Raw genomic sequence first — 13,748 nt, 5'->3', positions numbered from 1 at the left:
TGTTCCGGCCCATCTCAGCGAAACGACTCGTCTGGCCGGAACGGAACGGCGTCAACGGACCGCTTCAGTCGCCCGGTAGATCCCGAGATAGCTAGGCGAATACAGCGCCGCGTTCTTGAGCGCATCGAGGTCCGGGATGGTCAGGGTCCGCTCGCGCAGCACGATCAGCTTCGCCGCGCGCAGCTCCTGGAGCGTCCGATTGAGGTGAACGACGGAAAGCCCCGTCGCATCGGCGAGATCCGTTTGCGTGACGGGCATGAGGCAGGAATTGCCGTCGACCAGTCCCACCGGGCGAAGCCGCTCGAAGATTTCGCAGAACAGGTGCGCCACGCGCTCCAGCGCGACGCGGCGGCCGAGATTGATCGCCCATTCGCGCTGGATCGCGCTGTTGAGCAGAGTCTCGCACCAGAACGCTTCCGAGAGCGTAGGGTTGTTGGCGAGGAGGTTCTCGAAGCGGGCGCGCTTGATCTCGGCATAGACCACGGGCGTCAGCGCCACGATGGAATGATCCATCTCCGACAGCAGGTAAGCATGCGCATCGCAGCTTTCGCCCGGGAAGATGAAATTGACGATCTGGCGCCGGCCGTCATCGAGCGTCTTGTAACGGCCGAGCCAGCCCGACAACAGGACGCGGACGGCATCGACGGAATCACCCTCGCTGATCAGATCCTCGCCGGATCCGGCGCGCTGGAGGCCCTCGAGCATGGCGTATTCCAGCGATGCGCGAGCCTCGGCCGACAACGGCCGTAGCGCGCTCAGCCGACGAATGGCCGGCTCCAAAACGCTGCGATCGGCTGTCGACAGCGGCATCAGGCAGCCACCACCGGTGTGTGGAAGGCGCGCTTTGTCAAAGGGATGGTGATGGTGCATTGCAGCCCGGCAGAATTGAATGCCATCGTGGTCTGCCCCTTCAACTCGAACGCCAGCGTGCGCTCCAGAAGCTCGGTCCCGAATCCCTTGCGCGGCCTAGCCATCACCGGCGGCCCGCCCCGCTCCCGCCAGTCGAACACCAGCTCCGCCGGCTCGGTGCTCTCATCGACGCGCCAGGTCACATCGACACGTCCACTCGGCTGACTTAAGGCACCGTATTTGAGCGCATTGGTCGCGAGCTCGTGGATCGCGAGCGCGAAGGTCTCGGCGGCCTTGGGCTGGAAGCGGACCTTCGGGCCGGAGACCCGCATCTGCTCGCCTTCCCTGGCATTATAGGCGAGCAGTTCCTCGACCACGAGATATTCGAGATCGACGCCGCCCTCGGGATCGCGCGTCACCAGCGCCTGGGTGCGGGCGAAGGCATTCAAACGGCCGTCGAGATGGGAGGCGTATTCCTCCACGGTTGAGCTCGTTTCCGCCGAGCGGCGCGCAATCGAGCGCACCACGCCGAGCGTGTTGCGAACCCGGTGCTGGAGCTCGGCCAGCAGCAGGCGCTGCCGCTCCTCGGCGCGGGTGATTGCGGTGACGTCGATGAAGGTAATGACGACACCCGCGATGAAATTGTCGACGCTGCGATACGGCAGGATGCGCACGATGTAGCGCGTGCCGCTATCCGGCGCGCTCAGCTCGCGCTCGATGCTGGCGAGCGTGCGCAGCACCCGGCGAATGTCGTCGTAAAGCTCCTCGATCGGGATACGTGCCTTGATATGGCTGATGGGCCGGCCGGTGTCGGTCTCGACCAGATGCAGGAGCTGGGTGATCGCGGGCGTGAAGTTCATCACGCGCAGATCGTTGTCGAGGAACACGGTTGCGATCTGTGTGCTCTCGAGGAAATTCTTCAGATCGCTGGTGGCACGCGTCAGCTCCTGAACGCGGTGCGCGAGCTCGCCGTTCACGGTGGTCAGCTCCTCGTTGACCGACTGCAGCTCCTCGCGCGAGGTCTCCAGCTCCTCGTTGGCCGACTGCAATTCCTCGTTCAGCGATTGATATTCCTCGTTCGAGGATTTCAGCTCCTCGTTAGTGCTCTCGAGCTCCTCGATGGTCGCCTGAAGGCGCTCGCGTGTCGCACGCAGATCGTTCTCGAGACGCTCGATATGCTCGGTGCGCACCAGGGCGTTGGGATTGGCGGCGTCGGCCTCGATGGTCCGCGCCGGGCCGTCCTTGAACAGGACGACGAAATTGCGGTGGCCGCCGGCGCCCTCCTGGATCAGCTCGACCGTAATGTCCACCAGGACGCGGTGACCGTTCACCCCGAGTTGCACCTGCTCGGCATGGACGGATTCGTTGGTCTCGGCGGCGCGGCTGAGCGCGGTGCGCAATTCCAGCCGGAGATCGCGGTGCGCGAGCTGCAGCAGGTCGAGCGTGGCGGCGCCCGCCGTCGGCTCGATGTAGCGGCCGGTGCGCCCGGAGAAATGCAGGACCTGGAAATTTTCGTCGGTGATGACATAGGCCGGTGCATAGCGCTCCGCGATGCGCTGCGCGCGCCGCTCGAGGCCGACGTCGGGCCCGAACGAGCGAACCGCCGGCACCTCGACCGGCACCCGGCCGGCCGCGGTCGTGATCGGAAATTCCGGCGGCAGCCGCGTTCCCGTCTCGAGCTTCTTGAATATCCGGGCGCGGCGGTCGACCGGCGCGAACAGCTTCGGATGCCGGGTCACGTTCTCGGAATTGCCGAGGAACAGATAGCGCTCCGGCAGCAGCGCGAAATGGAAGAGCGGAATCACGCGGTTCTGCAGCTCGGCGTTGAGATAGATCAGCAGATTGCGGCAGGAGACGAGATCGAGCTTGGAGAACGGCGCATCCTTGATGACGTTGTGCTGCGAGAAAATGCACATCTCGCGCAGCTCCTTCACCACGCAATAGGTATCGCCCTCGCGCACGAACCAGCGCGCCAGCCGCTCGCTGGTCATGTCCGCCTCGATATTGGTGCGATAGCGGCCGACGCGGGCGGTCGTGAGCGCCCGCCCGTCGATGTCGGTGGCGAAGATCTGCACCTGCGGCACGGAATCCATCCGCGCCATATACTCACGCAGGAGAATGCCGATCGAATAGGCCTCTTCGCCGGTGGCGCAGCCGAGCACCCAGACGCGGACCAGCTGGCCGACGCCCTTGCCCTCGAAGATCTTCGGGATGATCTGCGTCTCCAGCACCTCGAACTCGCGCTTGTCGCGGAAGAATTCGGTAACGCCGATCAGGAGGTCGTTGAAGAGATACTGGGCCTCGTCCTTGTCGTTGCGAAGGAAATCCACATAAGCGGAAATGTCGTCGATCCGGACCACCTGCATGCGCCGCTGCACTCGGCGCAGGAAGGTGTTCTGCTTGTAGCCGTGGAAATCGTTGCCGGTCTTGTTGCGCAGGATGTCGGCGATGCGCGACAGCGAGGTGGCGGCCGCAGCCAGGACTTCGTCGAAGCCCTGCTTCTCCTCCAGACGCCTGAGATGACGGGCATAGACCTGGATGTGCTCGGGGATATCCTCGGGCGGAAGCACATAATCGGCAATCGCAGCGGGCGTGTTGCCGTCGAGATGCCCGGCCTCCTCCGCGTTTCCGATCTTCTCGGCGATGGCGAGGCCGCCGTGATCCTTCAGCGTCGCCGTGCCCAGCGTACCGTCGCCCCCGGTGCCCGCAAGGATGACGCCGATAGACTGCTCGGCGCGCTCCTCGGCCAGCGAGACCAGGAAGCTGTCGATCGTGGCGCGTTCGCCGGGCGCCTGCTCGGCCTTGCGGATTGCGAAGCGGTCCCCCTGGATGGTGGTGATCATGGCCGGTGGACACAGATAGATCGTGCCGCCTTCGACCGGGCGGCCGTCGGCAATCTCGACCACCTTGCTGCCGTTGGAATTCTGCACGATCTCGCGCAGCCGCGGCTCGTCGAATGCTTCGTGGTGCTGAAGCGCCAACACGATGGCCTGATCGGTCGCGACCGCCATCTTGGCGAAGAAGCGCTCGATGCTGTCCAGCGCGCCCGGCGAGGCGCCGACCCCTATGATCAGCGGGGTCCTGCTCTGGCGCTGTGCATCGACCGGCTGGTCGCTGACTTCGGTCATGGCTCTGGTGGCTCACTGGCTGGCGGGAACCCGATGGGCGCCCCGTCCTGCACATAGCAGAATTCAATATTATCCCAACACATCAAAGGCAAAAATGTCCCGGGCATCTCTTTGACCCAGCTAGCCCGATTGAGGGGACAAGCGCGAGTGGGCCGCCTGCTGCTGCGCTGCGTCGCACAGCGCAGCTTGAGAGATGGGGGTCGCGCGCCCTACGCTTCCGGATTGACCTCGTGCTGGAGAAAGGCGACGCGCTGCTCGATCAGGGTGCGGTGGCGCTCCCATTCGACCAGCGTCTGCTTGAGCAGGTCGACCAGCCGCTCCGCCTGACACGTGTCATGACCGCCCGCCATGAGTTCGCGCACCCGGTCCTCCTGATTGCGGACCCGCAGCCAGCCTTCCTCGATATCCCGCTCCGCCTTCACTAGGAGGCGTCGCTCGGCATCGAGCTGCGCGACGCGTTGGGCAAGGGGGATGGCCATGGCGGCGCCTTACGCCTCCCGTTTGCCTACGGAAGGATCCAGCGACTTTAGCACGACGCGTCGGATCATGTCGGCATATTCGCGGTATTCGAACGCCCGAGCCTCGTACATCTCGGCGACGGCAGCCCGGCCGCTGCGCCGGCCGTCGGCGGCCATGCGCTGCACCAGCTCCGCCCGCTCCTCGATAATCCGCAATGCCACGCGCAAGGCTTCGTCGACGCGCCCCTCCTGCTCCTTGGCGAGCGCATCGGCGGTGAAGCCGTGGCCGACCTGGCAGCGGAAACGCATCGGGCGGGCATTCTTGACCTCCGAGAGCACCCCGCCGCAGGATGGACAGGTCAGGGCGACAGGGTCAGCCATGGCGGCGAGATTGTCGCTTCCGATCCGCTCACCGGCCGCGATCTCGACCTCGAGCCTGATCTCGGGCGGAATCGGCAGCGCGGCGCCGGCCTGCTCCCTGACGAGCTCGGAGAGCACGTCGCCCATGGTGGCGCCGGGAACGCAGAGATCGACCGTGGTCGCCTCCATGGCGCGCCGTGGCATCTCGTCCGAGATCGCGTCCGCGGGGTCTTGCACCACGGCCATCCCGCCGCAGCGTTTGATGGCGTTGAGGCCGGAAGCGCCGTCCGACAACAGGCCGCTCAGGAGCACGCCGATGACGCGCGGCCCGTGATAGAGCGCGGCGGAGCGGAACAACGCATCGATCGCCGGCCGCACCATGTTCTCGCGCGGGCCGCGGCCGAGGAAGATGCGGTCCTCCGTGACGAGAAGATGATGGTCCGGCGCACCCAGGTAGATCTGGCCGGGCTCGATCTTCATGCCGTTCTCGGCCTGCCGCACCGGAAGTGGACCGGCACTGCCGACCACGGTGGAGAGGATGCCGATGCCCTGCGCCGGAATGTGCAGCACGACGAAGACGGCGGCCGGCAAATCCGCGGGCAGACGGCCCAGAATCTGCTTCAATGGAGCGGTCGCCCCGGCCGAGCCCCCGATGACAATGATGTCGCGGTTGCCCATGGAACCCGCCTCCAATTGCATCGTTTGCAGTTTGCACCAAGGCGGATCGCCGGCTTATGTTCCTATGCGTTTGGAGGCCGAGACAGCATGGCGACATCGTCGCATCAGCGCGCAGAGCTCAAGGGGCGCCGCATCTTCGTGGTCGAGGACGAGTATTTTCTCGCCGATGACATCGGCAAGACATTCCGCGCGCTGGGCGCCGAGATCGCCGGTCCCGTCGGCGATCTCGAAGACGCGCTCAAGATCCTGCACGACGGCACCGTCCTGGACGCCGCCGTGCTCGACGTGAACATCCGCAGCGAGATGGTTTTTCCGATCGCCCGCGAGCTGAGAGCGCGGAACGTGCCCTTCCTTTTCACCACCGGATACGACAAGATCACGCTCAGTCCGGAATTTCAGGACGTGCCGCTGCTGGAAAAGCCGATCGATCTTGCGGCGATGGCACGGAAGCTCACCGGACTCATCGCCGAGCAGCCGGTCTAGTCAAAGCGGTTGAAAGCTCGCAGCCGGGCGACGATCAAAATAGATGCGCGAACGCAAGCCACGCGGTCACCGCCAGGCACAGGATAACTGCGGCGTAAGGTAGCGCGATGCGCAAGACGGCAAGCTCCCCACCTTCAGCTCATCATCATCCAGACGATCGCAACCATCATCACGAGAAAACCCGTAACGGCAGTCGCGATAAAGGCCTGTTCGATGCGATCCATCGCCACAGCGGCCCCCCTCTTGTTTCAGCCCGCACAATTTGACGGTTTGAGGGCCGCAGCGCATTAGGCTATGTGAATCGGGGGTCTGCTTTCTCTTCGCAAAAGGGTTCGCGCGCTCCGCAACATTGCGCGCGCGTCGCTCTACGACCTTGCCGTGCCCGGCTCGGCCATCTTGCGGTGCTGCTTGGCCAGCATCTCGTTGGGCGTGACGTTCGCGACCGTGGTCTGGATCTTGTTCTTGAGCCCGGTGACGATATCGGCGTCCCCGCGCATCATCGCATCGAAGCCGGCCTTGGCGACATCGTAAGCGCCGTCCTTCTTCTCGGTGCCGACCTTGGTGTCCATCATGTCGGCGCGGCGGAAGAACTCGGTCTCGGTCGCACCCGGCATCAGGCAGGTCACGGTGACACCGCTGTCGCGCAGCTCCTCACGCAGCGCGAACGAGAATGAATCCAGGAACGCCTTGCTGGCGTTGTAGGCGGCCTGGAAGCTGCCCGGCATGAAGCCGGCGATCGAGCCGGTGATCAGGATGCGGCCGGCATTGCGGCGGAGCATCTCATTGCCGACGCGGTGGATCAGATACAGCGTGCCGGTGATGTTGGTGTCGATGAGGTGTTTCACCCTGGCAAAGTCCTGGTCGAGGAACGCCTTGCCGAGGCCGATGCCGGCGTTGGCGAGCAACGCGTCAATCGGCCGGTCGCCGACCGCCGCGCACAGCTTGTCGACGCCCTCGGTGGTCGCAAGATCGGTCTCGACCGGCTCCACGCTGCCGCCGAGCCGCCGGAGATCGACGGCCACCTGCTCGATCTGGGACTCGTCGGCCGCGACGACGAGGTTGAACCCCGCCTGCGCGCAGCACCTGGCGAGTTCCAGACCGATACCGGTTGAGGCGCCTGTGACGACGGCGAGTTGATTGGCGGGCATGCGCACATCCTTGGAATTGAGGTGATCACGCTCAATCGCCGCCCTGCTCCCTCGTTCCTATTTGCGCAGTGCGAAGAATTTGCGCGCGGCGATAGCAACCATCGTTCGTGCCTGGACTTAGATGGCACGTGGCTCAACCGGGAGGACGGACGATGAAGGCGCTGGTCTGGCACGGCAAGGAGGACATCCGGTGCGACACCGTCACCGACCCGGAGATCCAGGATCCGCGTGATGCCATCATCAAGGTGACGAGCTGCGCCATCTGCGGCTCCGACCTGCACCTCTTTCACAATTTCATCCCGGGCATGCTGCCCGGCGACATCATGGGCCACGAGACCATGGGCGAAGTGGTCGAGGTCGGCTCGGGCGTCGACGGCAAGCTGAAGAAGGGCGACCGCATCGTCGTGCCGTTCACGATCATTTGCGGCGAATGCGACCAGTGCAAGCGCGGCAATTTCTCGGTGTGCGAGACCACGAACCGCAAGCGTCATCTGGCCGACAAGGTGTTCGGACACACGACGGCGGGCCTGTTCGGCTACACGCATCTGACCGGCGGCTATCCCGGCGGCCAGGCCGAATATCTCCGCGTGCCCTTTGCCGACGCCACCCACATCAAGGTTCCGGCCGGCATCCCGGATGAGCAATTGCTGTTCCTCAGCGACATCTTCCCGACCGGCTGGCAGGCCGCCGCGCAATGCGACATCGAGCCGACCGATACGGTCGCGATCTGGGGCTGTGGCCCGGTCGGGCAGATGGCGATCCGCAGCGCCATCCTGCTCGGCGCCAACCAGGTGATCGCGATCGACTGCCTGCCCGAGCGGCTCAGCATGGCCGAGGCCGGCGGCGCCACCACGATCAACTTCGAGACCGAGAGCGTGGTGGAGCGGCTCCAGGAGCTGACCGACGGCAAGGGTCCGGAAAAATGCATCGACTGCGTCGGCATGGAATCTCATGTGATGCCATCGCTGCCCGACACCCTGCTCGACCGCGCCAAGCAGATGGTGATGGCCGAGAGCGACCGGCCCCACGTGCTGCGCGAGATGATCTATGTCTGCCGTCCCGGCGGCATCATCTCGGTGCCGGGCGTGTACAGCGGCCTGTCCGACATGCTCCCGATGGGCGCCTTCATGAACAAGGGCCTGACGATGCGGACCGGCCAGACCCACGTCAACCGCTGGACCGACGACCTGCTCCGCCGCATCGAAGAGGGCGAGATCGACCCGTCCTTCGTCATCACCCACACCGTCCCGCTCGCCCAGGGACCGGAGATGTACCAGGTGTTTCGCGACAAGCGCGATTCCTGCGTCAAGGTCGTGCTGAAGCCCTGAAGGAGCTAGCCATGTTTCATTTCTCCAACATCGTGCGCACCAAGGGCGACCCCAAGATCGTCGAGGGCGGACCGAGCCTGAAGCAGCCGGCGGACCAGCTCGCGCGCGCACTCGGATGGTTCAGCATCGGCCTCGGCGTCGTCGAATTGTTCGCGCCGAGGCGCGTCACGCACACGCTGGGCATGGAAGGCCATGAGACCCTCGTCCGCGCCTTCGGCGTGCGCGAAATCATGGCCGGGATCATGACGCTGTCGGTCGAGAAAAACGCCGGCCTGTGGGCTCGCGTCGGCGGCGACGGCCTCGATGCCGCCGCGCTGCTGTCCGGGCTGACGGCGGACAATCCCAAGAAGGGCAATGTCGCGCTCGCACTGCTGATGGTCGGCGGCATCGCCGTGCTCGACTACCGCGCCGCGCAGGACACCAGGCCACGCCGCCCGCCGCGCGATGCACGGCGCAAGCTCTATCCGAACCGCAGCGGATTTCCCAAGGGCATCGAGAGCGTCCGCACTGCGGCGAGACAGATCGCAGCGCACGCTGGGCAAAACGAGGTGAAGCAAGGTGATGAGCGACGAGTCCCGTGACGAAGCTGCGTGGTGGGAATCCGCCGTCGTCTACGAGATCGCGCTGATCTCCTTTCAGGACTCGAACGGCGACGGCAAGGGCGACCTTGCCGGATTGATGTCGCGCATCGACTATTTGAAATGGCTCGGCGTCGATGCGGTGTGGCTGACGCCGATCTACAAAAGCCCCTTCCGCGACCTCGGCTACGACATCTCCGACTATTGTTCGATCGATCCCGCCTTCGGCAGCCTCGAGGAATTCGATCGCCTGCTCGAGGCGCTGCACGGTGCGGGCATCCGGCTCGTCCTCGACCTCGTTCCCAATCACACCGCGAACGATCACGCTTGGTTCGTCGAGAGCGCAAGCTCGCGCAACAGCGCGAAAGCCGACTGGTACATCTGGGCCGATCCGGCCGAGAACGGCGGGCCGCCCAACAACTGGCTGAGCCGGTTCGGCGGCAGCGGCTGGGAATGGTGCGAGGCGCGCCGGCAATATTACTATCATTCCTTCCTGGTGGAGCAGCCCGACCTGAACTGGCGCAACCCGCAAGTGCGCGCCGCGATCGCCGATTCCATGCGGTTCTGGCTCGACCGCGGCGTCGACGGCTTTCGCGTCGACGCCAGTGCGGTCCTGATCAAGGACCGGCTGTTGCGCGACAATCCGGCGAATCCGCAAGCCGAGGGCAAGCCGCCGCCCCAGCGGCACACGACGGTGTTCACCGACGATCGGCCCGAGACGATGGATTGCATCGAGTTCATCCGCGAGGTGATCGACGCCTATCCCGGACGGATGTTGTGCGGCGAGGTCCAGGGCAAGACCGACCGCATCGGCCACTTCTACGGCAACGACCGGCCGCGCCTGCATCTGCCGCTCAATTTCGCCCTGCTCGATTCCAAATGGGACGCCCTCTCGCTGCAGGCCACGGTCGACGCCTATCTCAACGCCATCCCTGACGATGGCTGGCCGGTCTGGGTCATCGGCGGCCACGACAAGCAGCGGATCGCGAGCAAGATCGGCGAGGCGCAGATGCGCGTGCTTGCGATGCTGCTGATGACGCTGCGGGGAACGCCGTTCTTCTTCATGGGCGACGAGATCGGCCGCAAGCGCGTGCCGATTCCGCAGGGCCGCGTCCGCGATCCCTTCGAGAAGCTCGTGCCCGGCTATGGCCTGTGCCGCGATCCCGAACGCGCACCGATGCGATGGGATGACAGCCCCGATGGCGACTTCACCACGGGCCGCCCATGGCTGCCGCTCGAGCCGCCCGATGGTGCGGCCAATGTCGCCGCACAGCAGCGCGACGAGCGCTCGATCCTCGCTCTGTTTCGCGCGCTGATGGCGCTGCGGCGCGAGCATGCCGGCCTGCAACGGGGCGGCTACGAGCCGCTGCGCTCGCAGAACGATGTCCTGGCCTTTAAACGGACGGCAGGCCGTAACGAAATTCTGGTCGCGCTCAATCTCGCGGCCGAACCGCGGAAATTCCATTGGCAAGGTCGCGGCCGTCTCTTGATGTCGACGCATCTGGATCGGCCGCCCGAGCCGGTGCCGGATGCGTCCATCCTGCTCCGGGGCAACGAAGGCGTGATCATCGCGCTCGAACCTCGGTGACGTCAGGAGGAACCATCCGCGTCGCGAAGAGTCTGATCAAGGCTTCCGGCGTCTCCCCCCGCCGCCGGAGGCAATTTGCAAGACCGCAGCCCCGGCGCCCACGCCCCCTTCAGGCGCCGGGGTAGCGGCGTGAGCCACGGCAGGACATATCGGAGGCAGCTCATGGGCAAGACCAAAGGTCTGCAGCAGCGGATCGCCGGCAAGACCAAGCAGGCCGTCGGCGAGATCATCGGCGACCAGGATCTGCACGATGACGGCAAGGCGCAGGCCGAGCGCGGGCGCGACGAACAGGACAAGCCGAGCGAACTCAATCCGCTGAAGAAGCTCAAGCAGCTGACGTGAACGCCGAGCCGCGACCAGCACTCACGACTGGGGCGCGGCGCACCACCGGCGAGCGGCGGCGTTCGCGCTGGATTGCCGCGGCCGCACTCGGCCTGATCAGCAGCACCTTTTCGACCATCGTCAGCCAACTCTTCGCTGCCCGCATCGGCCGCGATGCGGCGGTCGATTGGATGACGGTTGCCGCGATTCCTGCGCGCGACTGGGCGATCAGCTCCGAGCCATCCTGGAGCGCGATCCTGGCCGGGATCGCCTTTCACCAATGGGCCGATTTTTCCTGGGCGTTGGTTTTCTTCGGCGTGCTCGGACGCTGGACGGCCGACTTGCGGCCGATGACGATCCTGCTGCTGGCGCTGCCCTGGGCCGCGTTCTCTTCAGGCATGGAATGGTTCGTGCTGGTGCCGCTGTTTCCATTCTGGCAGCCGCTGTTCACGCTGCAACAACCCTACTGGATCGGGCTGCTGGTGCATGGCTCCTCCGCCGTGATGTATCCCCTGTTCGCGCGCCTGCGCTGGAGGCGCGGGACTGCGCCTGACAGCGACGTGCGGTTCACGAATATATGGATCACCGGCGCGCTGGCCTTGATTGCGGTGCTCGGGGCGGTCGCATTGTTCGGCGATCATGGCTACGAGCTGCCGTGGATGGGCCGCGACAGGGATCAAGACCAGGCCTACATCCGTCACATGACAACGCATCATGCCCAGGGCATCGAGCTGGCGCGGACGGCTGCCGAGCGCGCGCAGGATCCGCATCTGCGCAAGCTCGCAATGCTGATGGTCGCGAGCCAGACCGGAGAGAACCGCATATTCGAGAATTGGTGGCTGAGCTGGTTCGACACGGAGATGCCCGATTGCAGCACCGAGGAGCGGGCGGCGATGCCGGGCTTCCTGACGCCGGCCGAGATGCGCCAGGTCAAGACCGCGCCGCCGGACCAGTTCGACATGCTGTTCATCGAGGCGATGAACCGGCATCACCGCGGTGCGGTCAGGATGGCCGACCAGATGTGGCACAGCCGCGGCGACCCTCGTCTGCGCATCATGGCGCATGCCATCCGCCACGAGCAGCAGGGCGAGATCGCGCTGATGCACGGCACGCGCGGCCTCGCCGCCGTGACCACAGGCGTCCGCAACATGCTCGGCGACAACGTCAATTGAACGTGAGGATCTTGTATCGGCAAGCGGCCTGCTGCCTCGCCGATACTCCAGACGAACCTATCAAACGTTAATGCTTTCCGCCGTCATTATCGGCCACACTTGGGCCGACGGGGGCCGTCGGAGATCAAATGCAGGCAGGATTTGCTTTCTCGAGGCTGGCCGACCGCCTGACGAGCCTCGTCGAACTGACCCCGGAACATCTCGATCTGCTTGCGGACATGCCGAGCAGCATCGCGCATTTCGGCGCGCATCAGACCATCCTGCGGCACGGTGATGAGGCAACGCAATGCTGCCTGGTGCTCCAGGGATATCTGTCCTGGCAGAATGACGAAAGCGCAGATGGCCAGATCACCGCGATCTGCGTGCCCGGCGACATCGCCAACCTGCAAAGCTTGTATCGCCCGCGCATCGAGGGCAACCTGACCGCGCTCGGTTCCGCAATCGTCGCGCTCGTGCCGCACCGCTTCTTTCGCGAGCTCGCGGTGCGATCTCCGGCAATGTCGCACGCCTTGCTGTTGATGCTGCTTGCCGATCACGCCATCCAGCGGAACTGGACGGTGAACCTCGGCAGCCGGGACGCGTTGACACGCGTGGCGCACCTGCTCTGCGAGATCACGGTGCGGCTGCAAACCGTCGGGCTTGCCCGGGATTTCAGGTTGTCCTCGCCCTTCACCCAGTCCGACCTCGCCGCAGCCTGCAGCATCTCCCCGGTCCATGCCAACCGCACCATCCAGGAGCTGCGCCGCTGCCATTTGCTGCAATGGCAGGGCAAGACCTTGACCATCACGGACTGGCCGGGCCTGGTCCGGCTCGCCGGCTTCGACCCAACCTACCTGAGCATGCGGTCCGGCGCGGACGATGCTCGGCCGCCGCATGCGAGACCGGTGGCGGCCGACGTCGCGGTCGCTTGATCCGCCTCGTGGGCGCGAGGACCTTGCGCGGCTCAATGACGTCGGACCCTACTCCCGCCAGACCTCGGCCAGCTCTTCCGCTGTCACCAGGTCGACCTGGCCGTGGAAACGGGTGCGGTACATCGTCATGAGCGCGTCGTGGCCGACGTCGGACGAGCTGCACAGCGCGTCCTCGACAAGGACGATCCTGAAGCCGAGATCGACGGCGCTCAGGACCGTCGAGAGCACGCAGACGTCCGTCTCCGCGCCCGATATCACGACGGTGCCGACGTTCTTCTCGACCAGCAGGCGCGCAAGACCGGGATTGCTGAACGCGGAATAGGCCGACTTGTCGATCATCGCCGCCGGCGGAACGAAACGTGCCAAGGCCGGCACGAGCTCCAGAGCCGATGACGGCAGATGCCTGCGCGTCGCCTGGCGCCAGCGGCGGAAATAACTCTGCCATTGCCCCGGGCGGTCCTCCGGATCCTGCGGGGTGATGAAGCGTGTGAAGATCGTTCTCTCCGCGTGGCGCGCAACGACCGAGACGACCGTCGGCAGCACCCGCTCCATCCAGGGCGTCGCCCAAAGGCCATCGGGGGCGAAAATGTTCTGCATGTCGATGCACAGGTGAACGGCGCCGCGGATCTCGGCAACATCGGACATAGCGTCCCTCATCGTCCTCCACCTTCAAGCGCATTCGGCGACCAGTTGCGAATGCGGGGCGAGGGCTTTGGTTCCGAATCGCGGCGTGCAGCGCGAACCCC

General features: G+C 65.2%; 13 protein-coding genes. 7 read left to right on the top strand and 6 right to left on the bottom strand.

Annotated features, from left to right (window positions below; translation table 11 throughout):
* Positions 1–51: 51 nt before the first annotated feature.
* From I6F20_RS02975 to I6F20_RS02960, 4 genes are all read right to left on the bottom strand, one after another.
* Positions 52–810, bottom strand: a complete 759-nt coding sequence (locus I6F20_RS02975) for a Crp/Fnr family transcriptional regulator (protein ID WP_225125047.1) — start codon at positions 808–810, stop codon at positions 52–54.
* Positions 810–3,977 carry a CheR family methyltransferase gene (locus I6F20_RS02970; RefSeq protein WP_225125044.1) on the bottom strand — a complete coding sequence of 1,056 codons (3,168 nt, stop codon included), beginning with the start codon at positions 3,975–3,977 and terminating at the stop codon, positions 810–812. Before I6F20_RS02970 ends, I6F20_RS02975 begins: the two co-directional genes overlap by 1 nt.
* Positions 3,978–4,186: 209 nt before the next feature.
* A complete protein-coding gene (locus I6F20_RS02965; protein WP_225125042.1) occupies positions 4,187–4,456 on the bottom strand; it encodes a hypothetical protein in 270 nt (89 codons plus the stop codon).
* 9 nt (positions 4,457–4,465) lie between these two features.
* Positions 4,466–5,473: a chemotaxis protein CheB gene (locus I6F20_RS02960; RefSeq protein ID WP_225125040.1), complete on the bottom strand. Its 1,008-nt coding sequence runs from the start codon at positions 5,471–5,473 to the stop codon at positions 4,466–4,468.
* Positions 5,474–5,560: 87 nt separating this feature from the next.
* Between I6F20_RS02960 and I6F20_RS02955 the strand changes: the two genes are divergently transcribed.
* Entirely contained in the window at positions 5,561–5,956 is a 396-nt protein-coding gene (locus tag I6F20_RS02955) for a response regulator (RefSeq protein ID WP_225125038.1), read from the top strand.
* A 365-nt stretch (positions 5,957–6,321) separates the two neighbouring features.
* Here I6F20_RS02955 and I6F20_RS02950 read toward each other — a convergent pair whose 3' ends face one another.
* Positions 6,322–7,104: an SDR family NAD(P)-dependent oxidoreductase gene (locus tag I6F20_RS02950; RefSeq protein WP_225125036.1), complete on the bottom strand. Its 783-nt coding sequence runs from the start codon at positions 7,102–7,104 to the stop codon at positions 6,322–6,324.
* Positions 7,105–7,256: 152 nt separating this feature from the next.
* Here I6F20_RS02950 and I6F20_RS02945 point away from each other — a divergent pair, with 152 nt between their 5' ends.
* The 6 genes from I6F20_RS02945 (at position 7,257) to I6F20_RS02920 (ending at position 13,002) form a co-directional block, all read left to right on the top strand.
* Positions 7,257–8,432 (top strand): zinc-dependent alcohol dehydrogenase, encoded by a 1,176-nt coding sequence (locus I6F20_RS02945; protein WP_225125034.1) that lies wholly within the window; start codon positions 7,257–7,259, stop codon positions 8,430–8,432.
* A gap of 11 nt (positions 8,433–8,443) precedes the next feature.
* Positions 8,444–9,013, top strand: coding sequence for a hypothetical protein (locus I6F20_RS02940; RefSeq protein ID WP_225125033.1), 570 nt, complete (start codon positions 8,444–8,446; stop codon positions 9,011–9,013).
* A complete protein-coding gene (locus I6F20_RS02935; RefSeq protein ID WP_225125032.1) occupies positions 8,994–10,598 on the top strand; it encodes an alpha-amylase family glycosyl hydrolase in 1,605 nt (534 codons plus the stop codon). Before I6F20_RS02940 ends, I6F20_RS02935 begins: the two co-directional genes overlap by 20 nt.
* A 162-nt stretch (positions 10,599–10,760) precedes the next feature.
* Positions 10,761–10,940, top strand: coding sequence for a hypothetical protein (locus I6F20_RS02930; RefSeq protein ID WP_027575113.1), 180 nt, complete (start codon positions 10,761–10,763; stop codon positions 10,938–10,940).
* Entirely contained in the window at positions 10,937–12,091 is a 1,155-nt protein-coding gene (locus tag I6F20_RS02925) for a DUF305 domain-containing protein (RefSeq protein WP_225125031.1), read from the top strand. The genes I6F20_RS02930 and I6F20_RS02925 overlap by 4 nt, the downstream gene beginning before the upstream one ends.
* 128 nt (positions 12,092–12,219) lie before the next feature.
* A complete protein-coding gene (locus tag I6F20_RS02920; protein ID WP_036013671.1) occupies positions 12,220–13,002 on the top strand; it encodes a Crp/Fnr family transcriptional regulator in 783 nt (260 codons plus the stop codon).
* A gap of 48 nt (positions 13,003–13,050) precedes the next feature.
* Here the strand turns inward: I6F20_RS02920 and I6F20_RS02915 are convergent, their stop codons facing one another.
* Positions 13,051–13,659 (bottom strand): cysteine hydrolase family protein, encoded by a 609-nt coding sequence (locus I6F20_RS02915; protein ID WP_225125030.1) that lies wholly within the window; start codon positions 13,657–13,659, stop codon positions 13,051–13,053.
* Positions 13,660–13,748 lie beyond the last annotated feature (89 nt).

It is taken from the genome of Bradyrhizobium sp. IC3123 (assembly GCF_020193625.1).
Lineage (GTDB): Bacteria > Pseudomonadota > Alphaproteobacteria > Rhizobiales > Xanthobacteraceae > Bradyrhizobium > Bradyrhizobium yuanmingense.
Note: the sequence above shows the minus strand (reverse complement) of the source record. Positions and strands in the feature narration are given on the sequence as shown.

Bases quoted from the DNA above. Each gene is read 5' to 3' on its own strand.
- I6F20_RS02945 (WP_225125034.1), top strand. From the start codon at position 7,257: ATGAAGGCGCTGGTCTGGCACGGCAAGGAGGACATCCGGTGCGACACC.
- I6F20_RS02935 (WP_225125032.1), top strand. From the start codon at position 8,994: ATGAGCGACGAGTCCCGTGACGAAGCTGCGTGGTGGGAATCCGCCGTC.
- I6F20_RS02940 (WP_225125033.1), top strand. From the start codon at position 8,444: ATGTTTCATTTCTCCAACATCGTGCGCACCAAGGGCGACCCCAAGATC.
- I6F20_RS02975 (WP_225125047.1), bottom strand. From the start codon at position 810: ATGCCGCTGTCGACAGCCGATCGCAGCGTTTTGGAGCCGGCCATTCGT.
- I6F20_RS02915 (WP_225125030.1), bottom strand. From the start codon at position 13,659: ATGAGGGACGCTATGTCCGATGTTGCCGAGATCCGCGGCGCCGTTCAC.
- I6F20_RS02970 (WP_225125044.1), bottom strand. From the start codon at position 3,977: ATGACCGAAGTCAGCGACCAGCCGGTCGATGCACAGCGCCAGAGCAGG.
- I6F20_RS02965 (WP_225125042.1), bottom strand. From the start codon at position 4,456: ATGGCCATCCCCCTTGCCCAACGCGTCGCGCAGCTCGATGCCGAGCGA.
- I6F20_RS02920 (WP_036013671.1), top strand. From the start codon at position 12,220: ATGCAGGCAGGATTTGCTTTCTCGAGGCTGGCCGACCGCCTGACGAGC.
- I6F20_RS02950 (WP_225125036.1), bottom strand. From the start codon at position 7,104: ATGCCCGCCAATCAACTCGCCGTCGTCACAGGCGCCTCAACCGGTATC.
- I6F20_RS02930 (WP_027575113.1), top strand. From the start codon at position 10,761: ATGGGCAAGACCAAAGGTCTGCAGCAGCGGATCGCCGGCAAGACCAAG.
- I6F20_RS02960 (WP_225125040.1), bottom strand. From the start codon at position 5,473: ATGGGCAACCGCGACATCATTGTCATCGGGGGCTCGGCCGGGGCGACC.
- I6F20_RS02955 (WP_225125038.1), top strand. From the start codon at position 5,561: ATGGCGACATCGTCGCATCAGCGCGCAGAGCTCAAGGGGCGCCGCATC.